The sequence below is a fragment of the Sphingobacterium detergens genome (assembly GCF_003610355.1).
Lineage (GTDB): Bacteria > Bacteroidota > Bacteroidia > Sphingobacteriales > Sphingobacteriaceae > Sphingobacterium > Sphingobacterium detergens.
In genome coordinates this window covers 61,150-86,440 of record NZ_RAPY01000008.1, presented here as the reverse complement: position 1 = coordinate 86,440, position 25,291 = coordinate 61,150, and the positions used below count along the sequence as shown (strand labels likewise).

Here is a 25,291-nt window from a genome sequence, read left to right as displayed (position 1 = left end):
CATGAAAAAGTTATTAATTGCATTCGTGATGCTCGTTCTATTATCGGGCTGCGAAAAGTTCTTAAATGTAAACCCGATTGATAAAGCGTATGAAGAGGATCTGTTGACAGACCGTACCGGTTTTGCTACAGCATTGGCAGGGGTGTATGAAACATTGAATACCGATACACTTTACGGCCGGGAAATGAAATATGGTTTTATGGAAACTTTGGTCGGATCTTATAATGTCAGCAATGAGGCACATAAATATTATCGTTCTTATGAGCATCAATATAATTATGACGAGCCGAAGAAGATTATCGCAAATATCTGGGGTAAATTATATCAGAGTATTAATCAGGCAAATATTATTCTGGCGAATGTAGACAGGGTAAAAGACGATCCATATTACAACCTGATCAAAGGTGAGGCAGTCGGACTGCGGGCATTCAGCCATTTTCAATTGCTAAAACTGTTTGGACCATCCATTCCAGATGAGGGGATCAATGCACAGGCAATCCCCTATAAAACATCAGTTTCCTATACAGGGACTAAATTTTCGACTACCGCAGCAGTCATCAATTTGTTGGAACAAGACTTGTCGGAAGCTCGAATATTATTGGATAAGGATCCCATTCGTTCAAATCCCCGGGATGCTAATCTCAATCAGTTTGCTTATGAACGGTACAATAGCCTGATTGACTATCGGGGTATCCGGATGAATTATTATGCAATTGTAGCCATGCAGGCTATGGTCGCGCAATGGAAAGGGGATATGGAAAGGGCTAGGCAATATGCGGAGGAGCTGATCGCTGAACTCAAGACAACCAATAGTATCCGAATGGCACTGTCCAGTGAGATGGGCCAAATAGGAAATATACGCATGCCAATGGAGAATATATTTGCTCTTTTTTCCAATAGAATTGCCGCATTAGTTGGCAGTGTATTTGTTCCGGCAGATGCAATTATTTCGAGTTCAACTTCACCTTTTCTATTTCCCAATTATTCTTGGTTGCGAACGAATTTGTATAATGCTGCAGGCCATGGGTCGTTGAACGATTATCGTTTGGCAAACTGGTTTGTACAACCCAATACATCTTATCCCTGGAAACTGTCAAAGTACTTATTTGATCAGACGAGGCAACCTGCTGATGCAACCTATCGTCCACTGTTTGAAAACAAGGTGATATCACTCCATACGATCTATATGATCGCTGCCGAAAACTATGCGGTCAGCAACCCGTCGAAAGCGCTGGAATATTTAAATCTGGTACGCAACTCAAGAAATATTACCACTAATATTTCCATGAGTGATGCCATGACGAGCCAACGGATCAAAGATTTGATATTTGACGAAATGCGTAAGGAGAATATTGGTGAAGGCTACCTGTTTACTGAGTATAAACGCCTTTTTAGGGCAATTGACCGTCGTACGGCAATACTGCCAAAAAGAGAAATTTTTAGGCTGCCGATTCCAGATGATGAATTGTTGTATAACCCTCAAAATTAAGGTAACATGAAAAAGTTTGTTTTGTTTCTTTGCACATTATTTCTGCTGAGTGCCTGTAAAGAAAATGAAAATATAGTCCAATACGATCAAGGAAATAGCTATGTATACTTTGCCTATCCAAATCCGAATAGGAGAGCCATCGAAAGATACGCCGATAGTATTTATTATGGTTTTGCCCTAGATCCGGATATTCAGGTCAAAGAGAAGACGATTGCGATTCCTATTCGGATCAGTGGTTCAGCAAAAGGAGCTGACCGCTCTTACAATTTGGTGATCGAAGATTCTTCTCGTTTTGATGTCAATGCTGTGAAGTTTTCAAAAGCTGTTATTAGCGCGGATAGATATCTGGACACCTTGTATATCAGTCTACAGCGTACAGCTAAGATGTTGTCTGAACAGACTGTTTTATATTTAAGTTTGAAAGGAAATGATGAGTTTATACCAGGCAATTTGCACAACCAGAAGCTGACGGTGATTGTTGACGATATCTTGAATGAACCCAAATGGTGGAGCACCTGGAAAAATTATTTTGGTCCTTATCATAAAGAAGTCTTTCAACGATGGATACAGATTTACTATCTGGGAGCTGATCCTTCGTCCGAGCTGATCACGAATGCACCGGGGCCAATTTATTATTGGAATAATATGCCGGCTAGCCCGGTACCAAGCTGGTATCCGATTACCTTTAATTATATAGAGGTACTCAAACAGTACCTTCTGGACAATGAAGTGTATCCTGATGGTGATAGTACAAAAGAACGTATTCTATTGCCTTAATAAATCATGAATCAGATGAAATTGAAAAACCTATATTATATTTTGGTGATTGTGCTTCTTGTGTTTGAAAGCTGCTCCAAAGATCTTGGTAATTATAATTATCAGGATATCAATGCGATTACTATTGGCGGTTTGCTGGAAAATAGCCATCCCACAGGACGGATTTATGAGATTCCCTTTAAAGATACGGTTCGGCTTAACCCGGTAATCAGCGGCTCGCTATCAGGTGCCGATACGAATGCATTGACTTTCGAATGGAAGGTTGATTCTATTACGGTCAGTAAAACTAAAAACTTGTTTTATGTCGCGAATAAACGCTATGGGAGAATTCCTGCAGCGTTTAGTGTAACGGATAAATCGACGGGAACAGTAACCAGTTATCATTGTTTCCTGAATGTGGTTAATCCCTATAAATGGGGGTACTATGTCTTGACGCAGAATAAAGCCAAGGACGCTTCTGTATATTGTCTTTCCACAATTGCGAAAAAACAATCTTGGGAGGAGGTCCTGTTTCCTCAGACGCAGACGCTAGGGCGTAATCCGATATCCATAAGCGGTACGAAAAAATATGGCGCATCTGCTTCCGATTTTTATAATGTGATTACTATCGGTGTACAGGAAGCCGCGAATCCGGTTACGGTGATTGATTCGCGTGAGTTTACACCAATCTTGTATTATAATTCATCAAGTTATGTCGGGGGTGGAAACTTCACCTTTCGCCCAAGTCAGGTCATCTCAGATCATTACTTTGAGATCATTTATGTTATCAACAACGGGAAGTTCCATGTACTGCGGCAGGGGAAAATTGCACTAGCGGCCTTTGCTAAGGATCCGCTAGATTATCAGGTTGCGCTGAATGGTATTGCAACACCCTATGGCAATGGTCGATTATTTATGAGCGTCTATGATGAAAAAAATAAAAAGGTCAGAGTCTGGGATAATGGCATGACGGGAAACGAATTTCTTTATGTTAATGATTACAAAGATATTCCAGGTCAAGAAATGATGGATGGCAAAACATTTTTGGCCTGCAGTTATGCCAATATTCCATCCATCAATCAGATTTACCTTTTTAGAAAGGATAATCAATTGTACTCGTATCGCCTGAACTACGGCGAGGACTATAAACCCGTATCTTTTGATCTGTTAGGAGAGGGACCTATGCCCACATCTGATCCCATAAGCTATGTTTATTTTGACGGGCAGACAAGCAGATGGTATATGGCGGCAGGCAAGACAATTTATATGGCCTCTTATCTAGGGGTAGAATTCCAAAAATATGTGCAGCTGCCATCGGATGCTCCCGGTAATATTGTCAAGTTTAAGATTCTGGATGGTAAATTAATGGTCGCTACGAATGATCCTACAGCGAATAAACCTGGTTCGATCTATATCTATAATGCCAATACTATGGTATTGGAACAGGCGCATAAACATGTTGTCGATGAGGTTGTCGATTTACATTTGGGCATACCGGAAGAATAGTTATTTCAACAATAAAGAACAAAATATAAATATCAAAAATAAATAAATCTAAAAAATGGGTATAAAATCGATAAAATTAGCTATCCCTTTATTGCTGTTGAGCAGTCAGGTTACTTTTGGACAACTGGCGGCTAAAAAGGGCGTTACACAGGATGAACTGTACAAGCATTTGAATGGATTATTCCAAAAGGATACGGAGGCATCCAAGGCCGAAGTGCTCAAGGAAGCGGAATTTTTGGCGAAATCAAAAAGGGAGGAAGATTTACTGTTGGCCGGACAGATTTATAGAGGGCTGGAGAAAACAGCTCAGGAAGAAGCCATAAAAAAGAGTATTACCAAAAAATTCCCGAAAGGAATCACCGCTCGAAATGAAGCCTTTGGCAAGCTGTTTGAAAAAAATGGGCCAGGTGCTCAGCAGACGGAGCTATTGTATGCCGAGTTGATCAAGAAGTTTCCCGAAGCGAGTTTTGAGGAAAAAAACAGAGGTATTTATGGCTACGGAATCAGCGCCATTGCACAACAATACGCGAGCGAAAAAAACCTGGATAAGGTGAGCTATTATCTGGATTTGTTGAAAACTAGAGAAAATTATACAAATGCTATTTTCGCTATTGGCAGGGAGTTAAACCAGCAAAAGGAATATATCTATACCCAAGCGATGCTTGAACCGGTATATTTAAAGTTGAGCCAGCAAAAAGCTGCTGCCAATGAACAAAAAAATAATGCAGGGTTACAATATTTGGGCGGTATTAGTCTACAATATGCTGAGGCTTTGTTGGGCAATCAACAGGTAGACAAAGCGCTGGAGATACTAGCAAAAGTGCAGCGAGAATTACCCTCAGAAACAGCAACCATTGCCTATGCGAAAGCCCTGGAAGCAAAAGGAAAAAGCCTAGATGCCTTTCAGCTCCTGGAGACCGAAGTAATCAAGAATGGAAAAGAACCTAAGTTAATGGCCGAATTGCTGCCTTTGTATAGCAAATTGAATAATAGCCTATCAGATACGGCAAGTTATCTAAAGGGCCTAAATGCGCGTATTGATGAAACGTTGGTGTCTAAGCTGCAAGGTGAAATGGTGAAAAAGGATGCACCGCAATTCTCACTTGTAGATCGTTCGGGTAAAGAAGTTTCTCTTGCAAGTATGAAGGGTAAGGTTGTGGTACTTGATTTCTGGGCGACATGGTGTGGTCCTTGCAAAATGTCTTTTCCTGGAATGCAGGCTGCGGTAAACAAATATGTGAATGATCCTGATGTAGCCTTTTTATTTATTAACACATGGCAGAAAGAGGAGAATTATAAAGAGCTGGTCAATAATTTTATCAACGAAAATAAATATAGTTTCCATGTTTTATATGATGAAATGAAAGATCGGGATAAGTCGGTCGTGACAGCCTACGGTGTCAAAGGTATACCGACTAAAGTCATTATTGATAAAGAAGGTTTTATTCGTTTCCAATCTTCGGGTGGTGGCGCCGACGTGGAAAAAATTGTCCATGAAATCTCAACCAAGATTGAACTCGCAAAAAAGGGCTAACCGTCCCAGGACAAGAGCATAAGTTTACGATAATAACTTAAGCCTACTGAAATCCGTAGCTTTCTTTTTAGAGAGCTACGGATTTTTTATTAAACATGCTGCAGATCATAAAAGACCTTGGTCTGCCGGAGATTGGTTTCATCTGTATTGGCAGAGGCCCCGCAGCTTATTGTGTGGGATTTCCCTTTTCCATAAATGAGCACTTCATCGCGTGTAAGGATATTATTTGGAAGTGTTTTGTTTTCTGCAAAGTAAATGTGTTTTGCTGTATATGAGATATTTTTTTATTTAAAAGTGGTTTTTTTAAAATAATTAGGCGAGATAATCGTATATTATAGTGTATAGATACTTTAGTCAATAAAAGATTAAAATAAATTATGAGAACAGAAAGAAAAACACTACTTAACTTATGTGCTGGTTTATTTGTATTGATCAGCATGGTATCTTCATGTCAGAAAAGCATTGATCCGAATTTAGAATTGGAACCTGTTTCTGACTCGATAGCTTATTTTGAAAAATTAAAGGCGTATAAAAAAAGCCCGCACCAGATTATGGCTGGCTATTATCGGACCTGGGGTGATTCATTGGTTGAATCAAACGCGGGACAAAAAACGATGCTTGCTATTCCTGATAGTGTGGATATTGTCAATGTTTTTACGGATTACACACCTGCTACGAGCCCTTTTTGGACCGCGCTCCGCGACCAGTACATCCCTTATCTTCATCGCAGAGGTACACGTGTTGTCTACACTAGGGGGATGCCATGGACAATGTCGGTAGCAGATCGCAATGCTTGGGTTCAAAACATTAATGACGATACCCAGAACTACAACTATGATGGGATAGATCTTGATTTTGAAAGCGGTGGAGGGACGACATCGACTGGCTTATTTGGTGGTTTTTTTAGTGGTAGCCAGCAGGATTTGGATCAGATTGCGTTGAATATAAAAGCTTTAGGTGCTCATTTTGGCCCTTCGTCTGGAACAGGGAAATTGTTTATCCTGGATCTGAATTATGTCAATTTACCGCCTAAATTCTTAAAAGATATCGAACCTTATATTGACTATTTCTTTATGCAGCGCTATTTTGGTGGTCAGCTTGACAAACTTTACAATGAGGCGTATAAAGGAAATATTCCTCCAGGAAAATACGTTCTCGGAGCGAGTTTTGAAGATGGTTCGGCAAGAAATGGGACGCCAGCACTCTTTTATCAATATGCAGCATGGCAACCTAGTGATGGCAAAAAAGGTGGCATTTTTAGCTATGGACTTGATGCCGATGGCACGTATAGTACACCCTCTTATATCTTTACGAAAAAGGCGATTCAGCTAATGAACCCCGCGAATTAGTAATTATTTAAAAGTATCTGTACGAAAATAAAGTGTTGTCCACTTTATTGAAATGCCCCCCAAAAGTTAAACAAGAACTTTTGGGGGGCATTTCAATACCGAACTCTCGTGTAAAAAACTTAAAAATGTTAATTTGTCCAACTTTTTTTGCACTCCAAAGATTGGATACCTGATTTTGTATCATTCAACCAAGGTTTGAACTGTTGTTAAGCTTTCTTTTGTCCTAATGCCGGATTTACTGGCGGAATAGGAATATAGCCATCATCTCCGGGAACTTCAGGGAATTGGTGCTGCTCCCATTTAGCTCTGGCGATTTTGAGGGTCTCAATGTCCGAAGCAACAAAATTCCAGTCGATATAGCGTTGTTCGGGGAAAGGTTCGCCACCAAAGATGTACACTGATGTGCCTGCTTTGATTTCGAATTCACATAATTTAGCATCCTTTGCAATCAGAATTTGTTTTGGGCCAAATTCCTGACCTTCGGCATGTACTGAGCCATGAAGAATATACAATCCACTTTCTCCATAGAGATGTTCACCTAATTTAATAAGGGAGTCTTTGTCAGCTTTAATTTCAATAAGATATAAGGGGCTGTATACAGGTACTTCGGAACGATGATTGTTAATCTCGCCCGCAATCAGGCGGTAGTTTACACCGTCTTCGCTCCAATGGGGAAGTTGAGGTTCTTCAATGTGAACAAAATTTGGTTCCATCTGTTCCAGATCCTTTGGTAATGCGACCCAAATCTGTAAACCATGTAGTTTGTGGGTGATAGATCTTAGATAGTCCGGAGTTCGTTCGGAATGTGTTACCCCCTTTCCAGCTGTCATCCAGTTTACCGCACCCGGTTTTATTTCGACCTCATTTCCTAGACTGTCGCGGTGCATAATACTTCCTTCAAACAGGTACGTTAATGTTGATAATCCAATGTGAGGATGCGGTGCAATATCCATGAACTGAGGTTCGGAGATCGTTTCAGGTCCCATATGATCAATAAATATAAACGGACCGACCATCCTTTTTTGTCTGAATGGAAGTAGTCTTCCCACCAAGAAATTACCTATGTCTGCGGCTCTTTCTTCAATAACTATTGCAATATTTGACATAATGTTTCCTTATTTTTGTGTATCTAATCTAGAGCAATTTAAGAAATGTCAGGTATAATCGATCGCATTCTGCGTAAAAAGTCTGTAAGAAATGAAGAGTTATTGGCACTGTCTGATAGATTGTCATTTGTTAACAGTCAAATAGATCATTTTCTAATGGAAAAAATCTTAGCTGAAGAGGCCGTGTTGGAAGCTGAATACAGGATATTTCAAAAAAAGTTGTTGCTATTGGAGCTAGGGACTTACCAGGAAATAAAGGTAGAGCTAGATCTGTTAAACCAATATTTCGAAATGGTCAATAGATTGATGCCTGCCGGTTTCTCACTGAAATGGGAAAACCGTTTTCAGTCGGAAAATGAGCTGATGATACCGCCACTTTTATTATTTCCGATGGTGCAAAATGCAGTTGCAAACGGATATAATAGCATGTCTTCACATCCTATCCGAATCCGCCTCTCGGGATCTCCTAAAGTAATGCTATTTGAGGTAAGTCATCGTATGAATCATTACCTGGACGGTCAATTTAAGAATACCCTAATGACAGATTTCCAGAACAGATTGGAATATCTTTTCCCAGAACGACATAGTTTGCTATTGAACAGCAATAGCAATACCTGTCGCGCTACACTCACCATTCACTTCTAAATTACACCAAAATGTTTTAAGGCATTCCAGATGCCGTTACTATCCACATCGTCGGTAATGTAATCTGCGATTTCTTTGACTTCAGGATTCGCATTTCCCATGGCGATACCAACCTGTGTATGGGCGAGCATGGTAATATCATTTCCCCCATCACCAAAGGACATGGTTTCCGAAAGTTCGATGCCAAAATGTGCTAAAAAAACATCTATACCAACTTTTTTACTTTGGCCCATTGGGTTTACATCTGCAAAAACGGATGTCCATCGTGATGCAACCGAGTTGGGCATAACGTTTTCCATAAATTCAGCCTCTTCTTCCGGATTGATAAAAACATTGATCTGCATGACAGATTCCAGATCAAAGTTGTCTTCGTAATTGCGTATAGGCGGCGTCTTTACGTTGACTTGTTGATACATTTTTAGCACTTCGGGCGTGACCTGATTTAAGGTGATTTCTTTATCGGACATAAATGAAAAGGTAAGCTCGGGATGATGCTTGGCATAATCAATTAAGGAACGAATGTCTTTTTGAGCAATGTTATTTTTATAAATAACCTGTTCATCTTTGGTGACACAATAACCACCATTAAATGTGATAAAGCCATCGAAATCAAGGTAGCGGATATGTCCCAATTGGTTAAAGGAACGACCGGTTGAAACGAAAACTTTTATGTTTTTTTCTTTTAGTAATTGAAATGCCTGTTGCGTAGAGTCGGGGACCTGGTGTGTTTTGAAACTTAACAATGTCCCATCTATATCAAAAAAAATCGCTTTAATCATAGAAATTGGAGTCAAGTTCAAATATAACAAATAAAGGAATAGTGTAATAGGTACAATATTAAATAGCTGTTAATACTTTTCGCAAAAATCTGACATAATCTTCCCTAAGAATTTCGTAAATTTCAAGTTCAAATAAATGTAAATATGCTTACATTTAATGTGTTGTATTAAAGAGGTTTAGAAATTTATGTATATTATTTTCGATACAGAGACGACGGGTTTGCCGAAGCGTTGGGACGCGCCAATTACGGATACGGATAATTGGCCACGTTGTATACAGCTGGCATGGCAGATTCATGATGAGATGGGGAATTTGGTCGAACATCAGGATTTTTTGATTAAACCGGATGGATTTGATATACCTTATGACTCCGAAAAAATACATGGTATATCCACGGCATTGGCGGAAGAGCAGGGGGTGCCCTTGCAGGTTGCTTTGGAGAAATTTAACATCGCGTTAAATAGTGCAAAATTTGTAGTCGGACAAAACATTGGTTTTGACCTCAATATCATGGGCTGTGAGTTTTATCGTTATGGTGTAGAATCTAAAATGGCGAGCATGCCGGTTCTGGATACCTGTACCGAGGTAACGGCAGATTTATTGAAAATTCCCGGTGGTCGTGGTGGTCGATACAAGCTGCCGAATCTGACTGAATTACACTCCTATTTATTTGGTGTGCCATTTGCTGAGGCCCATAATGCCACTGCCGACGTTGAAGCCACAACACGTTGTTTTCTGGAACTGGTCAGAAGAGAGGTATTTACGGTGGAGGAACTCCAGGTTGATACCGGTTACTTTGTCGATTTCAAAACGAACAATCCTGGTCCCGTTCCTACGGCAGGACTTAAACATATTAATTTAAAAGCCGCTTCTGATGAGATCAGAAAACGGGCTGAACCAGATGATGTTCGCGTTGTCGTAGATGCAGATACATTATCAGCACTTAAAGAAGCGAAATTCGCACATTTGCATAACCATTCACAATTTTCTATTCTACAGTCGACAATGTCCTATGACAAGTTAGTTTCGGCTGCGGTAAAGGATAATATGCCTGCTGTTGCGCTTACCGATCATGGTAATATGATGGGGGCATTTGAATTTGTTTCCAGGGTCATTGGTCATAATAAAGAGGTAGAAGCACAGAATGCGGAAGCGCTGGAAAAAGGGGAGGAACCTACCGGTCAGCTCCTAAAACCGATAGTAGGTTGTGAATTCTTTGTTTGCGAAGATCATAAAGATAAATCCAGAAAGGATAACGGTTATCAGGTTGTTTTGTTGGCGAAAAATAAACGCGGTTATCATAATTTAGCTAAGTTAGCTTCTTTCGCCTATACCGCAGGATTCTATTATGTGCCCCGTATAGATAAAAATCTTATTCTACAGTATAAAGAAGATATCATTGTGCTTTCCGGAAACCTTCAAGGAGAAGTGCCCAGCAAAGTGCTTAATATCGGTGAAAACCAGGCGGAGGAAGCTTTGCAATGGTGGAAGGAACATTTTGGGGAAGATTTTTATCTGGAATTCATGCGACATGGACAGGAGGATGAGGATCGGGTAAACCAGACCTTACTTAAGTTTGCCCGTAAATACGATGTTAAAGTTGTTGCAACCAATAACACCTATTACGAAAAGAAAGGGGATGCACACGCCCATGATATCCTTTTATGTGTAAAGGATGGCGAGAAGCTTTCCACACCTAAAGGTAGGGGGCGCGGGTTCCGTTTCGGATTGCCAAATCAGGAGTATTATTTTAAATCTTCTGACGAAATGAAGACCCTATTCAAAGATTTACCCGAAGCGATTCTGAATATACAGGAGATCGTAGATAAGGTGGAGATCTTCAAATTGAATCGGGACGTCCTACTTCCAAAATTTGATATACCAGAAGAATTTCAGGTTGCCGAGGACAATGAAGATGGTGGAAAAAGAGGGGAGAATAAATATCTTGCCCACTTATGTTATGTTGGTGCAGAGAAACGTTACGAAGAGATAACAGCTGATATTCGGGAACGTCTGGATTTTGAATTGGCGACGATTGAAAAAACAGGATATCCCGGGTATTTTTTGATTGTACAGGATTTTATTGCTGCAGCACGTGACATGGGTGTTTCGGTTGGGCCGGGCCGGGGATCTGCGGCTGGGTCAGCTGTTGCGTATTGCCTCGGTATCACGAATATTGATCCCATAAAATACGATTTGCTATTTGAGCGTTTTCTAAATCCCGATCGTGTTTCCATGCCCGATATTGATATTGACTTTGATGATGAGGGACGTGGACGGGTCATGCAGTATGTAATCAATAAATATGGCGCCAGTCAGGTGGCTCAGATCATTACTTATGGTACAATGGCTGCCAAGTCTTCGATTAAAGATACTGCTCGCGTGCTGGATCTGCCTTTGGGAGATGCAAATGAAATAGCCAAATTGATTCCAAATCTGAAGTTATCCAAAATATTTACTTTGGATGATGCTGGCCTAAAGGAGAAGTTAAGAACAGAAGAGATCGAGGCCGTTAATCGCTTAAAGTCGATCGCTGATGGCGCGGGACTCGAAGCCGAAACGATTCGTCAGGCACGGGTATTGGAAGGGTCTGTCCGGAATACCGGTATTCATGCCTGTGGTGTGATTATCACGCCGGATGATATTACCAATTTCGTTCCTGTCTCCCTGGCAAAGGATTCCGATCTGTATGTAACCCAGTTTGATAACCACGTCGTTGAAAGTGCTGGTCTATTGAAAATGGACTTTTTGGGGTTGAAGACCCTGACGCTTATCAAGGATACTGTTGAGAATGTTAAATTAAGCCATGGTATAGTCTTAGATCCCGACAAATTTCCGATAGACGATGTATTGACATACGAGCTTTTCCAGCGTGGTGAAACAATCGGTGTATTCCAATATGAATCACCGGGGATGCAAAAGTACATGCGCGATCTGAAGCCTACGGTATTTGCCGATTTAATTGCGATGAATGCCCTATACCGTCCAGGGCCAATCGAGTATATCCCGAGCTTTATTAAACGTAAACATGGGATTGACCCTATTGTTTACGATTTGGATGCTTGTGAGGAGTATTTGAAGGAAACCTACGGGATTACGGTATATCAGGAACAGGTAATGCTTTTATCCCAAAAGCTGGCAGGTTTTTCCAAAGGTGATGCTGACGTTTTGCGTAAGGCGATGGGTAAGAAACAAAAGGCCGTACTTGATAAGATGAAGCCTAAGTTTGTTGCGCAGGCAGAGGAAAAAGGGCATAATGCGAAAGTGCTGGAGAAAATCTGGACGGACTGGGAAGCTTTTGCGAGTTATGCGTTCAATAAATCACACTCCACCTGTTATGCATGGGTAGCTTATCAGACAGCTTATCTAAAGGCGCATTTCCCTGCAGAGTATATGGCGGCGGTGCTTTCCAATAATATGAATGATATTAAGCAGGTGACATTCTTTATGGAGGAATGTAAGCGTATGGGCTTGGAGGTACTCGGTCCCGATGTGAACGAGTCTTACTATAAGTTTACGGTAAATGAACGCGGAGCAATTCGATTTGGTATCGGTGCTGTTAAAGGTGTGGGTGCGGGTGCTGTAGATGCCATTGTGCAAACGAGACAATCTGGATTGTATAAGTCTGTTTTTGATATGGCCAAACGTATAGACTTGCGTGCGGTCAATAAAAAAGCTTTTGAGAGTTTGGCTTACGCAGGTGGTTTTGATAGTTTCGAAAGTACCCATCGCGCGCAGTATTTCCATGCCGAGGATAATTCAACAGGTATGGAGAAGGCAATCCGTTTTGCTCAACGCTATAAAGAAAATGAAAACTCTGCACAGGCCAGCTTATTTGGTGCCGGTGAAGCTGCTGAACTGCCTGAACCTGTATTGACACCTTGTCCACAATGGGGATTGATCGAGAAGCTTAAATACGAAAAAGATGTCATTGGTATATACCTGACAAGTCATCCATTGGATACTTATCGGTTTGAGATCGAACATTTTTGTCAGAATCCGGTGTCTGATCTTTCCTTGATTAACAAAGCGAAAGCTGCCGAAGTAGACGAGGAGACATTACTCGAGTTTAATCGTATCAAAAACAAAGAATTGGTTATTGGAGGGATTATAGCTTCGGCAAATCATCGCCTGACTAAAAACGGTAAACCGTTTGCCTCCTTTATCATCGAGGATTACAGTGATTCTTACGATATGGCTGTGTTTGGGGAAGAGTATGTGAAGCTAAAGGGGTATTTACAGGAGGGTTATTTTGTTCAATTGCGCGGATTGGTTCAGGAGCGTTTTAGACAGGTCGGAAACTGGGGCTTTGAATTAAGAAGTGTGCAGTTGCTTTCTGAGCTCCGCGAAAAGATGGCGAAGAGTTTTACAATTAATATTCCTCTGCCAAAGTTGAACGAAGAATTCTTAGATGGCATTAAAGATATCTTGGCGCAGAACGAGATTGAAGGTGTTGTGCCAAATTGTCAATTGAAATTTAAAATCTGGGATCCTCAGGATGAAATCTCTGTCGAAATGCCAGCTAAAAGTCTGAAAATAAACCTTACAAATGAGTTTTTGGACTGTATAGATAAGTTTGAGGGGATTAATTACCGTTTGAACTAATTTGGATTAGATTTTGTGTAATTAAGATTACAATAACATTGACAGTTGTTACTATCTTTGTTTATTGATTTTAGCAATTAAGTAGTATCGTAAATATAACTTCGGTTTATAAAATTAAAAGATTATGGCATTAGAAATTACAGATAGCAACTTTGAAGAAGTTGTTTTGAAAGCGGACAAACCCGTATTAATTGATTTTTGGGCAGAATGGTGTGGTCCTTGTCGTATGGTTGGTCCTGTTGTTGAAGAATTAGCTAAAGATTACGAAGGTAAGGCTGTGATAGGAAAAGTAAACGTAGATGAAAATCCAGAAATTTCAGTTCGTTATGGTATCCGCAATATCCCTGCTTTATTGTTCTTCAAAAATGGAGAAATTGTAGATAAGCAAATTGGAGCAGTTCCAAAATCAGTTTTAAATGAGAAATTAGAGAAGCAATTAGCGTAATAATTGCTGTTTCGATAAAAAAGGCCTGAAATATTTTTATTTCAGGCCTTTTTTTTGATTATTCCTTTTGTTTTATCTTGTTTAAGTAAGTTTTTTATTCAAAAAAATGTGTTTTTAAGTTTTTAGTGTGTTTTTTTTGTTTTGATTTCGTATTAATTCTTGTGTTTTTATTTTATTTATACTCATTTATCAAAATAAAATTGATTTTATTTTGATAAATGGATAATTTTTACTTCTTTTGGATATGAAAACGAGATAAAACTAAATATTTTGTTGATTTATTTGTTTTATTTATGGTTTTTTATTGATATTTTGATATAAATAAAGATTTTCCCTTTCAAATACCCTAGATTATGCCTCGCGTTGTTCTCAGCAGCGCGAGTTTTTTGTTTTAAGTAGGTAAGGTAAGGTAAGGTAAGGTAAGGTAAGGTAAGGTAAGGTAAGGTAAGGTAAGGTAAGGTAAGGTAAGGTAAGGTAAGGTAAGGTAAGGTAAGGTAAGCGACAAAAAAAGCGGCTATCCATTGGATAGCCGCTTTTGTATATTGTACTAAATAATATAAAATTATTCAGCGATTACTTCGAAAGGAACTTGAACTTTAACTTCTTTGTGTAAGTTTAAGTTAGCGATATATTCACCTAATTCTTTAGGTTCAACTTCGAATGTAATACGACGACGATCTACATCAAAACCTTTTGCTTTCAATGCATCAGCAATTTGGATGCTATTTACTTTACCGAAGATTTTACCAGATTCACCTGCTTTAGCACCGATTGAAAGTTTAATAGCTTCCAATTTACCAGCTAATTCAGTAGCGTCTTTTTTGATTTTCTCTTGTTTGAACTGAGCTTGTTTGATGTTCTCAGCTAAAACTTTCTTTGCAGATTCAGTCGCTTGGATAGCAAATCCTTGAGGGATTAAGTAGTTACGACCGAAACCTGGTTTTACATTAACGATATCGTTTTGCTCACCTAAGCCTTTGATATCTTGTTTTAAAATTACTTCCATTTTCTATCGTCCTCCTTATTTAATTGCATCAGCTAAGTAAGGTAACAAACCGATGTGACGAGCACGTTTAACAGCTTGAGCTACTTTACGTTGAAATTTCAAAGATGTACCAGTTAAACGACGAGGTAAGATTTTACCTTGATCATTTACAAATTTCATCAAGAAGTTAGCATCTTTATAATCGATATATTTGATACCATTCTTTTTGAAACGACAGTATTTTTTACGGTTGTCCTCTACTTTAGGAGCAGTTACGTATTGGATATTTTCGTTAGCCATTAGTTTGCGCCCTCCTCAGTTTTAGTTTCAGCTTTTTTGTTGAATGCACCGCTACGTTTTTTCTCGTTGTAAGCTCTAGCATGTTTGTCTAAACTTACAGTCAAGAAACGCATAATGCGCTCATCACGTTTGTATTCAACCTCTAATTTGTTGATTAATTCACCTGGAGCCTTGAATTCAGTTAAGTGATAAAATCCAGTAGATTTTTTCTGGATTGGATACGCTAATTTTTTCAAACCCCAATTGTCTTCAGCGACAATCTCGGCTCCGCCTTCTGTTAAGATGTTTTTGAATTTTGCGATTACTTCTTTCGCAGCATCTTCAGAAAGCAACGGGGTAAGAACGATTACAGATTCGTACTGTTGCATTTTGTTAATTAATTTTGTTATTTAAAATTCCACATTTGTGGAAGTGCAAAGGTAGGTATTATATTGTTATATTGCAACGCCTTGAAGCAAAAAAGTTTAGACCCCAAGCGAGATCTAAACTTTTTCAACAACAAACAAATTGATCACTTAGTTCAATTTGTGCATTTCTTCAGCTATCGCTACTTGTGTTTTTTCACTGATACCTACCAATGGAAGACGTAAAGTATCATGACCGATGCCTAATTTTTTAAGTATATATTTGACGCCGGCAGGATTTCCTTCCACAAAACAAAGATCTGTTATCTGGAGTAAATCGTTATGGATTGCTCTTGCTTCATGATAATTCCCTTCTGCACATAATTTTGCCAGCTTGGCAACGCGTTTTGGAAATGCATTTCCAACAACAGAGATAATGCCAGCAGCACCGAGTGCCATCATGGGTAAGGTCACCGGATCATCTCCAGAGATCAATAGAAAATCTGCCGGTTTGTCCCGTAAGATTTCGCTGAATTGAGCAAAATTGCCAGAAGCTTCTTTTATTGCAACAATATTTGAAAAATCATTAGCCAAACGTAATGTCGTTTGTGCTGTCATATTACTACCCGTACGACCCGGTACATTATATAATATAATAGGTAAAGGGGAAACTTGCGCAATAGTTCTATAGTGCTGATAAATTCCTTCCTGTGTCGGTTTGTTATAATAAGGTGACACGGATAAGATGGCACAAAAACCAGTCGGATCGAAAGCTTTGATCTGTTCTACAATCTCTGCGGTATTGTTGCCACCGATGCCAGCAACCAAAGGAAGTCTACCGTTCACGCGCTTGACAGTGAAATCCCAGATACGCTTTCGTTCTTCTTTAGTCAATGTGGCAACTTCTCCAGTTGTACCTAAAGAAACCAAATAATCCATACCCTCGTTGATTTGCAAGTCAATTAGTTGACCTAATGCCTCGAAATCAACAGATTCATCTGAGTTAAAAGGAGTGACCAATGCTACTCCTGCGCCGTGAAGCTCGTTCATCTTGTTTTTGTATTTATATAAATTTAATTAAAAAATCCTATTTGGCATGAATAAGGTCTAAGAGATCCTTTTCATTAATCATCGGGACACCTAATTTTTCCGCCTTCGCTAATTTAGATGGTCCCATTTTATCTCCTGCAACCAGATAATTCAACTTTGCAGAAATGGAAGAAAGCATCTTGCCGCCATTGCTCTCAATCAGCTCCGCGAGCTGCTCCCTGGAATAATCAGCAAATACACCTGAAATCAAAAAGGTCTTTCCGCTGAGATTTTCGCTTGCCAGAATGATTTCCTTTTCCTCAATTTCCAAATTTAAGCCATACTGTCTTAGGCTGATGAGTTGTTGCTGATGAATAGGGTTGTCTAAGTATTCTTTGACACTCTCCGCGATACGGCGTCCGATATCTTGTACCGCTTCAATTTCTTCCGTTGAAGCCTGAGCAAGGGCATCGATGTTCTTGAAATGCTGTGCTAGTTTTTTTGCGATTGTTTCGCCAACATGACGTATGCCCAAAGAAAACAACACTTTCTCAAAAGGTTTCTCTTTTGATTTCTCAATGCCCGCAAGCATATTGTCTATGGATTTTTGACCAAAGCGCTCGAGTTGCTGTAAGTCTTCCTGATGATCTTTTAGACCGTAGATATCGACGATATTATGCAGTAGTCCTTTTTTGAAAAAGGTCTCTACTGTTTCATCGCCCATTCCCTCGATATCCATCATTTTACGCCCGATAAAATGCTGCATTTTACCAACGATCTGTGGGGGGCATCCTGTTTCATTGGGGCAATAGTGAACTGCTTCACCTTCCTGTCTAATTAATGCGGTGCCACATTCTGGACAGCTGTCTGGATAAACAAAGGCTGTTGCATCTGCTAATCTCTTTTCAAGGTTCACAGCAATGATTTTTGGAATGATTTCTCCACCTTTTTCTACATAGACGGTATCACCTTGATGTAAATCTAGCCGTGCAATTTCATTGGCATTGTGCAGTGATGCACGTTTGACCGTCGTGCCCGCCAACAATACAGGTTGAAGGTTAGCAACTGGAGTCACCGCTCCAGTACGCCCCACTTGGTAGCTAATGGTCTTGAGTGTTGTCTCAACACGTTCAGCTTTGAATTTATAGGATATCGCCCATCTTGGATTCTTGGCCGTAAAACCGAGATCTTCTTGTTGGGCATAATCATTTACTTTGATAACGATCCCGTCGATTTCGTATCCAAGGTTATGTCGTTCGGTATCCCAATAGTCAATGAATTCAAAGACATCTGTCAGTGTATTACATTTTCTTGTGTGTTCACAAACAGGAAAGCCCCAGTTTTTCACATGTTCCAGGCTGTTCCAGTGATCGTGAAATAAATTGGTCCTATTGTCACAATACAGGAAATATAGAAAACAATCCAAGGGTCTTTTGGCAACCTCTGCCGAATCCTGAAGTTTTATTGTGCCCGAAGCAAAATTGCGCGGATTGGCATAAGTCTGTTCTTCATTCTCTTCGCGTTCCTTATTCAGACGTAAAAACGCGGATTTATGCATAAATATCTCCCCTCGAATTTCAAACTGTTCAGGGTAGTCACCTTCTTTGAGTCTGATCGGAATGGAACGAATCGTTTTGACATTGCTTGTCACGACATCACCCTGTGTTCCATCACCGCGGGTAACCGCTTTGCTGAGTATCCCATTTTCATAGGTGAGGCTAATGGAAAGACCGTCGAATTTTAATTCACAGACATACTCAAACTGATCGCCAATGATCTTGCGGATTCGCTGGTCAAAGTCAAACAATTCTTCTTGGCTGTAGGTATTGCCCAAAGAAAGCATGGGCCAACGATGTTTTTCCGTTTTAAATTTAGATGTGATATCGCCACCGACACGTTGTGTAGGTGAGTTTGGATCAGCAAATTCTGGATATTGACGTTCCAGTGCTTCGAGTTCCTTTAACTTGAGATCGAAGTCATAATCTGAAATAAGACTATTCGCCAATACATAGTATTGATAGTTGTAATGATTAAGTTCTGCTGTTAAGTCTTTTATCTTTTTTTCAATATCCATCGCCAACATGTTGCAAAATTACAAATAAAAAGTACGTTTAAATAAAATAAATAAAGAATCTTGTTGTAAAGAGTGCCTTATTTCTAAAATGCGTTTTTATGCATTTTACGATCCAGACTTCAAATGCCTTATTTGAAATCCTTTGGATTCAATTGCGAAAATTTATGTTTATTATTCGTGTAAAAATCAATAATAATTGAATTATTGTATTGTCCTGTCTGGTTTTCTATCGCCGTATATTTCTTTCGTTTTCTAGCATTTTTAAAAATATTTAGGAAGAAATACTGATGCGCGCGACTGATCGCCCATGCATCTTTCGGCTTTCGGTCAATTAGAAACTTCATCAATGCGGCCAAATCGAACCAAAGCCGTAGGAAAATTATCCAAATTGCCTTACCCAAAGGTAGGTTCTTTTGCAACATAACGAGATTATTCCTGAAATTTAGGTAGGTCTTCTTGGGGTTGCTGGCATTTAATGTTCCGCCACCTACATGATAGACAACAGACGTTGGACAGTAACCTATACCATAACCCATTTTTTTTAATCGCCAACATAGGTCAATTTCCTCCATATGGGCAAAGAAATCTTCATCCAGGCCATTCGCTTCTTTCCAGGCTTTCTCGCGGATAAAAAGTGCGGCTCCTGATGCCCAGAAAATCTCGGATTCCTGATTGTACTGCTCATAGTCTTCCTCTACCTCATGTAAAATTCTTCCTCTGCAAAAAGGAAAACCAAAATAGTCCAGGTAGCCTCCGGCAGCACCGGCATGCTCAAATTTCTCCTTATTATGAAAGGATAGGATCTTGGGTTGTGCGGCAGCAATACCCGGATTACGCTCCAGATATGCAATAACAGGCTCTATCCAGTTTTGGCTAACTTCTACATCTGAATTTAACAAGACATAATAATCCGCATCTACACGTTCCAGGATTTTGTTGTAACCACCGGCAAAACCATAATTCTTTTCGTTTTCAAGAATGGTAATGGTGGGATAGTACTGCTTAACAAACAGAATAGAATCATCATCCGATGCATTGTCTCCAATGACGAACTCAATATTTGGATAAGAACTGTTGTAAACGGAAGGTAAGAATTTCTCCAGAAAGAAACGACCATTCCAGTTCAGTATGACAACAGCTACTTTTGGTAATTTACTCATTTTCTACGTTTCCTTTTCCAGCGATTATGTGACCAAAGCCAATATTCAGGATTTTCACGAATTATTTGCTCCGCAAAGCGATTGTGCAAATCGGTTATTTCATGTTCGGCAAATTCAGAAGGGTCCTCTACCAAAGTCACAAACTTGCAGAAGTATTGTCCTCTTTTTGCCTTTCGGCCAATATAACAAAATACAACAGGGGCTTTGCTTATTCTTGATAGCCGCTCAGCTCCCGTATAGACCAATGTTTCCTGATTCAACCAATTGATAAAATAATCAGAGTCTGAATATAATGGGGTCTGATCAGCCACCAGCATACTAACATTGGGTTGCCCCTTCAATTTTACAATATGCCGGAGAATTTGTTTCATGGGAACCATTTCTGCACCAAAACGACCACGCATTGTATTGTATACTGTATCAATATCCTTGTTGTTTAACGGTTTGTAAACAATCAATGTTGGAAAATCAGTGATCAAACTCAGACGGTGTATCCCGAGTTCCCAGTTGGCATAATGCGAGGTTACCCCAATCACATTTTTCCCGGCAGCAAGATGGCGCGTCAGTTCCTCTTCATTTTCTAAAGTCATTTTCCGCTTGACTTCTTTGGCTGAAATCGTTTTTAGCTTAATGGATTCCACAAGTAAATCCGGAAAAAAGCGGTAGAATTTTTTTGCTATTACCAATCTTTCAGCCTCGGTTTTTTCGGGAAAAGCGTTTTCTAAATTTTGGAATACGATACCCTTTCTATACCCAATAATATAATAGAGGATATAATAAAGCCCATCGGAAATCAAATATAGAAACCAATAGGGGAGAAGAGAGATGACATAGATTAATGCGTTTAACGCTTTTTGTTTCATGCTATAGCTAAAATTCCCAGTTGTATTTTACAAATATCCTTAAATTAAGTTATTTTTGCGTCACTTATAACAAAAATCATCAGTTTTTATGGAATCGCAGTTAATACTTCCAGCATGTTATCTTCCGCCGATATCTTATTTTCATACCATTCAGGAAAATAATCTCCCTGTTGTAATCGAAAAATATGAACATTTTCAAAAACAAAGCTATCGTACGCGGGCGCGCATTGCTTCTGCCAATGGGGTACAGGATTTAATCGTTCCAATACAACATGGTAATAAGGAACGCGTCCCAATGAAAGATATCCGGATAAGTTATGAATTTGACTGGCAGCGCTTACATTGGTTAAGTATTCAGACCGCTTATCGAAGTTCTGCGTATTTTGAATATTATGAAGATGATTTTAATCGTTTTTATCAAGAAAAGTTCGATTATCTCTTGGACTTCAACGTTGCACAGTTGGAATTGATACTAAAATCAACTAAGCTAAAAAGAACAGTTTCTTTTACCGAGGAATATACGGTCAATGATGCGGACACGATCGATTATCGGGAAATCATACATCCGAAAAAGGAAAGTATATTGGTTGCACCCAAAGAGTACTATCAGGTTTTCTTGGATAAAAATGGTTTCTATCCAGATTTGAGTATTATCGATCTGTTATTTAATCAAGGTCCACAGTCCAAAAGCTATCTTTAAATTATTTTAGATACCTTGAACATTCTGCGTTTAATATTGTTCTTATTCAATATTAAACGCTTTTAAATGAATAGACTTCTTCTTGTTTTCGTTCTTCTTCCTTTGTTTAGCATTGCTACTTATGCCCAGAACGGTGTTGATACAATACATTATCGGAAAGTTTACTATTGGGGAACCACCGGAATGGGATTTCCTATAGGCAAAACGAAAGATATACTCTCTCCAAAATTTTCTGGTAGTATTGGTCTGGATATCTCCCTTAAAAATTCGATGTTTTTTGTGTCGCCAACATTGTATACCCTGTCATTCAAATATAAACAGCGCCTACCTGATCCGAATTTTGCTTATCGTATTGAGGATGCAAATACGAATTTTTATACTTTCGCATTTTCGGGCGGTGTGCGAAAACAGATGCGTCGATTGAATGTTTACGGTTTTCTTGGGCCTGGAATAGGCTTGACAAGTGAACCCCGTGCGAATGTAATGGCTGATCAGAAGCTGGTTAAGATGGAAAATATAAATCGTTTTAACCTGTCCAGCAAACTAGGGGCTGGAGCTGACTATAAATTCAATGGCTTTTTCCTTGGATTGGAATTAGGTTACTTGCACAATTTCAGAAAGATACAGGATACACCGGTCAATATTTTTACAGTGATGATCGGACTGAAATCAGATATCACACAAATTGGTGACAGGGTTATTGATGTGATCGGAATAGATGGCTCTATCAGTGGGAAAAAAGAAAAAAAATAGTGTGACTACTTTAAGACTTGAATCGTATCTCCGATATGGGCTTCTGCATCGGAGCCCATTTTCTTGACTTTTTCTGTTTGTTCAACAGCAACGGCAAATGCGGATGGAACAATACCCGCTCCAAATTTGATCGCATAAAACTTGGTAAACTCAGCCCCAAAGTAAAGTATTGCTGCGGAATAATAGATCCACAATAACATAATGATGATAGAGCCTGCGGCACCGTAAAAACTCGCCGTGGAGGAGAGGTTGAGATAAATCGAGATACCATAGCGGCCTAGCATAAAAAGAAGGCCAGTGAAAATAGCTCCACCGAGCATATCGCGGAATTTCACCTTGGCATCCGGTAAGAATGAGAAGATAAATCCAAATAGTATCACAATGACAGAAAACGTAATGCCGGTATTTACCCAAGATATCAGGGCAATCGGAATAATGGGGAAATAGGTCATAACCAGGTTGGTGACCGCGACAATAACTCCGTTTATCATCAATGAAGCAATTAATAAGAAGCCTAAAGCAATCACGATGGAAAAGGAGATGAGTCTATTGATGATCAATTTTAACCATCCTTTCTTGGGTTTAGGCTTCACTTTCCAGATATTGTTTATTGAATCCTGGATATCGACAAATAAAGTCGTGGAGGAAAGGACCAAAGTAACAATACCGACTGTAATGCCTATATTGGATTTGTTTTCAAAAGTAATTTTCTGAAGATAGGATTGAATCTGCGTGGTCACACCCTGTCCAAAAAGTATCGTAACTTCGTCCAGCACTTCATCTTGTGCAGAAGAACCACTTTGAAGATGTTCACCATAAAAGAAACCGATACACCAAATGACGATCATTAGCAACGGACCGATCGAAAAGATCGTATAATAGGCTAGCGACGCACTTTTTTTCATGCACTTGTCATCATTGAATCCGTTGAAGGCATCAATCATGACCTGCCAAATATTTTTCCAGTACCCGAATGTAAATAAATCTTTTAGTGTAACGTGCTTCATAATAAGATTATCCGCTCCAATAATCGTGCAAATTGTTATTCTTGATTCTGTTCCACATACAATTTGTCGATCGCAGTTTCATTCTCTTTTAAAATAACTTTTCGTTTCAAACTCAATTTTGGGGTCAATTGACCTTCATTTATTGACCATTCTTTTGGTAAAAGAATAAATTTCTTGACAATCTCCCAATGGCCAAAGTTACCTGATAATCGGTTTATTTCCTCTTGGTATTTTTGAACAACGTCGGAATTTTTGATAAGTTCTTCATTTGAACTACTGGATATCCCTTTTTGGGCAGCCCATTTTGAAAGGACATCAAAAGCAGGTACGATTAATGCACTCGGAAATTTGCGATTCTCGCCGATTACCATTACCTGGCCGATCAAGGTTGATTCCATTAATTTGTTTTCAATAGACTGCGGTGCAATGTATTTTCCGCCAGCTGTTTTAAACATCTCTTTCTTTCGATCAGTAATCTTTAAGAAACCATCTGTCGTAATTTCGCCAATATCTCCGGTTTTGAAGAAACCATTTTCATCGAAAGCTTCCTTAGTGGCTTCCTCGTTTTGATAATAGCCTGTAGTTATACTAGGGCCTTTCACTAGGATCTCACCATCTGATGCGATTTTTACTTCAAGGTTTTTAAGCGGTTTTCCAACTGTTCCAAATTTTAGTCCATTTGGTAAATAAGAGTTTACAGCAATAACGGGAGACGTTTCCGTCAATCCATATCCTTCAAGCACCTTGAGGTCAGCAGCCCAAAATATACGCGCTAAGCGCTCTTGAAGGGCGGCACCGCCTGATACAATAATCTTAATATTACCTCCCAATGCTTCCTGCCATTTAGAAAAGATCAGCTTACGGGCAATGCCCAGTTTAATCGAATAGAGCATGCCATTTTTGCCTGGCTCCTGGAATTTTAACCCTAAGTCTACTGCCCAGAAGAATAGTTTCTTTTTAATACCGGTCAGTGCTTTACCTTTTTCAATGATCTTGTCGTAGACTTTTTCCAGTACACGTGGTACCGTTGTAAAGACATCTGGTTTTACATCGTTAATATCAGCAACGACATTATCCAGGGTTTCTGAGAAGTAAATTTGAATCCCCTTTGAATAGTACATATACACAACCATGCGTTCGAAAATATGGCATAACGGAAGAAAACTAAGTGCAGTTTTGAAATCCTCCCGTATCAGATAATTGCAGGCGGTGACATTGCTATAGACATTTTTATGAGATAGGTAAACACCTTTGGGACGCCCTGTGGTGCCCGAGGTATAAATCAAGGTCAATAGATCATCTTCGGTAACGCTATCGCGATGGGAGGACAGATCAGTCGTGTCTTCTTTTGCACCTGCAATTAACTCAGTTAAAGGAGTATGATTTTCAATCTGGTCAAAGGTATATACCTGCGGTTGTATGCCATGTTCCTTGATCGCCTGCTCAATACGGGCTGTTAAGTCTTTATTGCTTACAAATAACACTTTAACATCGGAATCGTTCACAATAAATGAAAGATCTTGTGTAGATAATGTCGGGTAGAGGGGAACTGTTGCAAGCCCGATTTGATTGCAGGCAAAATCAACCAAGTTCCATTCCGGTCTATTACCGGACATTATTCCGACACGATCCCCTTTCTTAAGCTCCAATTTCAATAGAGCCCTACTCAAGGAATCAATTGCATCCGTATATTCTTTGGTGGAGTAAGTTTTCCAGTTGCCACTGGAATCTCTGCCCGCCACCATAATGTCCTTTGCGTATTTTTCTTTATATAAGGTTATAAAGTCAAAAATTCTGCCCATATCACTTGAGTTTATTTGGTTATCACTATTGACTTAAATATAAAAAAAATATCAGAAAT

The 25,291-nt window shown here is 39.4% G+C and carries 21 protein-coding genes; 10 read left to right on the top strand and 11 right to left on the bottom strand.

From position 1 onward, the window contains the following. Nucleotide 1: 1 nt before the first annotated feature. The 5 genes from DFQ12_RS26260 (at nucleotide 2) to DFQ12_RS26240 (ending at nucleotide 6,634) form a co-directional block, all read left to right on the top strand. Entirely contained in the window at nucleotides 2-1,489 is a 1,488-nt protein-coding gene (locus DFQ12_RS26260; protein ID WP_120261988.1) for a RagB/SusD family nutrient uptake outer membrane protein, read from the top strand. A gap of 6 nt (nucleotides 1,490-1,495) precedes the next feature. Continuing rightward, nucleotides 1,496-2,266, top strand: coding sequence for a DUF4843 domain-containing protein (locus DFQ12_RS26255; protein WP_120261987.1), 771 nt, complete (start codon nucleotides 1,496-1,498; stop codon nucleotides 2,264-2,266). A gap of 15 nt (nucleotides 2,267-2,281) precedes the next feature. After that, nucleotides 2,282-3,751, top strand: a complete 1,470-nt coding sequence (locus tag DFQ12_RS26250; protein WP_167457360.1) for a PKD-like family lipoprotein — start codon at nucleotides 2,282-2,284, stop codon at nucleotides 3,749-3,751. A gap of 55 nt (nucleotides 3,752-3,806) precedes the next feature. After that, nucleotides 3,807-5,285 (top strand): TlpA disulfide reductase family protein, encoded by a 1,479-nt coding sequence (locus tag DFQ12_RS26245; RefSeq protein WP_120261985.1) that lies wholly within the window; start codon nucleotides 3,807-3,809, stop codon nucleotides 5,283-5,285. A gap of 377 nt (nucleotides 5,286-5,662) precedes the next feature. Continuing rightward, nucleotides 5,663-6,634, top strand: coding sequence for an EndoS/ChiA family endoglycosidase (locus DFQ12_RS26240; protein ID WP_120261984.1), 972 nt, complete (start codon nucleotides 5,663-5,665; stop codon nucleotides 6,632-6,634). A gap of 206 nt (nucleotides 6,635-6,840) precedes the next feature. On the opposite strand, the gene DFQ12_RS26235 is transcribed toward DFQ12_RS26240, so the two are convergent. Then, nucleotides 6,841-7,740, bottom strand: a complete 900-nt coding sequence (locus tag DFQ12_RS26235; RefSeq protein WP_120261983.1) for a pirin family protein — start codon at nucleotides 7,738-7,740, stop codon at nucleotides 6,841-6,843. A 156-nt stretch (nucleotides 7,741-7,896) separates the two neighbouring features. Here DFQ12_RS26235 and DFQ12_RS26230 point away from each other — a divergent pair, with 156 nt between their 5' ends. Further along, nucleotides 7,897-8,385, top strand: coding sequence for a LytS family sensor histidine kinase (locus tag DFQ12_RS26230; RefSeq protein WP_147420482.1), 489 nt, complete (start codon nucleotides 7,897-7,899; stop codon nucleotides 8,383-8,385). Here DFQ12_RS26230 and DFQ12_RS26225 read toward each other — a convergent pair. Further along, complete coding sequence (locus DFQ12_RS26225) at nucleotides 8,382-9,164, bottom strand: Cof-type HAD-IIB family hydrolase (protein WP_120261981.1); 783 nt, start codon at nucleotides 9,162-9,164, stop codon at nucleotides 8,382-8,384. The genes DFQ12_RS26230 and DFQ12_RS26225 overlap by 4 nt on opposite strands. A gap of 187 nt (nucleotides 9,165-9,351) precedes the next feature. Between DFQ12_RS26225 and dnaE the strand changes: the two genes are divergently transcribed. Then, a complete protein-coding gene (dnaE, locus tag DFQ12_RS26220; RefSeq protein ID WP_120261980.1) occupies nucleotides 9,352-13,770 on the top strand; it encodes a DNA polymerase III subunit alpha in 4,419 nt (1,472 codons plus the stop codon). Between the two features lie 124 nt (nucleotides 13,771-13,894). Next, entirely contained in the window at nucleotides 13,895-14,215 is a 321-nt protein-coding gene (gene trxA, locus DFQ12_RS26215; RefSeq protein ID WP_104385830.1) for a thioredoxin, read from the top strand. Nucleotides 14,216-14,777: 562 nt separating this feature from the next. Here the strand turns inward: trxA and rplI are convergent. From rplI to DFQ12_RS26180, 7 genes are all read right to left on the bottom strand, one after another. Beyond that, nucleotides 14,778-15,221, bottom strand: coding sequence for a 50S ribosomal protein L9 (rplI, locus tag DFQ12_RS26210; RefSeq protein ID WP_046671751.1), 444 nt, complete (start codon nucleotides 15,219-15,221; stop codon nucleotides 14,778-14,780). Between the two features lie 15 nt (nucleotides 15,222-15,236). Beyond that, entirely contained in the window at nucleotides 15,237-15,500 is a 264-nt protein-coding gene (gene rpsR, locus DFQ12_RS26205) for a 30S ribosomal protein S18 (protein WP_028071347.1), read from the bottom strand. Beyond that, nucleotides 15,500-15,868, bottom strand: coding sequence for a 30S ribosomal protein S6 (gene rpsF / locus DFQ12_RS26200; protein ID WP_104385828.1), 369 nt, complete (start codon nucleotides 15,866-15,868; stop codon nucleotides 15,500-15,502). Before rpsF ends, rpsR begins: the two co-directional genes overlap by 1 nt. 147 nt (nucleotides 15,869-16,015) lie before the next feature. Then, the gene (gene dapA / locus DFQ12_RS26195; RefSeq protein WP_120261979.1) at nucleotides 16,016-16,894 is read right to left on the bottom strand and encodes a 4-hydroxy-tetrahydrodipicolinate synthase; all 879 of its coding nucleotides are present in this window, start codon (nucleotides 16,892-16,894) and stop codon (nucleotides 16,016-16,018) included. Nucleotides 16,895-16,931: 37 nt separating this feature from the next. Continuing rightward, nucleotides 16,932-18,956: an NAD-dependent DNA ligase LigA gene (gene ligA / locus DFQ12_RS26190; protein WP_120261978.1), complete on the bottom strand. Its 2,025-nt coding sequence runs from the start codon at nucleotides 18,954-18,956 to the stop codon at nucleotides 16,932-16,934. 119 nt (nucleotides 18,957-19,075) lie between these two features. Continuing rightward, on the bottom strand, nucleotides 19,076-20,107 hold the full coding sequence (locus tag DFQ12_RS26185; RefSeq protein ID WP_120261977.1) for a glycosyltransferase family 2 protein: 1,032 nt from the start codon (nucleotides 20,105-20,107) through the stop codon (nucleotides 19,076-19,078). Further along, entirely contained in the window at nucleotides 20,104-20,970 is an 867-nt protein-coding gene (locus DFQ12_RS26180; protein WP_120261976.1) for a lysophospholipid acyltransferase family protein, read from the bottom strand. Before DFQ12_RS26180 ends, DFQ12_RS26185 begins: the two co-directional genes overlap by 4 nt. A gap of 88 nt (nucleotides 20,971-21,058) precedes the next feature. Here DFQ12_RS26180 and DFQ12_RS26175 point away from each other — a divergent pair, with 88 nt between their 5' ends. Beyond that, nucleotides 21,059-21,670, top strand: coding sequence for a WbqC family protein (locus DFQ12_RS26175; RefSeq protein ID WP_120261975.1), 612 nt, complete (start codon nucleotides 21,059-21,061; stop codon nucleotides 21,668-21,670). Between the two features lie 66 nt (nucleotides 21,671-21,736). Further along, nucleotides 21,737-22,423: a hypothetical protein gene (locus DFQ12_RS26170; protein WP_120261974.1), complete on the top strand. Its 687-nt coding sequence runs from the start codon at nucleotides 21,737-21,739 to the stop codon at nucleotides 22,421-22,423. 5 nt (nucleotides 22,424-22,428) lie between these two features. On the opposite strand, the gene DFQ12_RS26165 is transcribed toward DFQ12_RS26170, so the two are convergent. Together DFQ12_RS26165 and DFQ12_RS26160 are read right to left on the bottom strand one after the other, a co-directional pair. Next, entirely contained in the window at nucleotides 22,429-23,430 is a 1,002-nt protein-coding gene (locus DFQ12_RS26165; RefSeq protein ID WP_120261973.1) for a YihY/virulence factor BrkB family protein, read from the bottom strand. 35 nt (nucleotides 23,431-23,465) lie between these two features. Further along, nucleotides 23,466-25,232 (bottom strand): AMP-dependent synthetase/ligase, encoded by a 1,767-nt coding sequence (locus tag DFQ12_RS26160; protein ID WP_120261972.1) that lies wholly within the window; start codon nucleotides 25,230-25,232, stop codon nucleotides 23,466-23,468. Nucleotides 25,233-25,291: the final 59 nt, after the last annotated feature.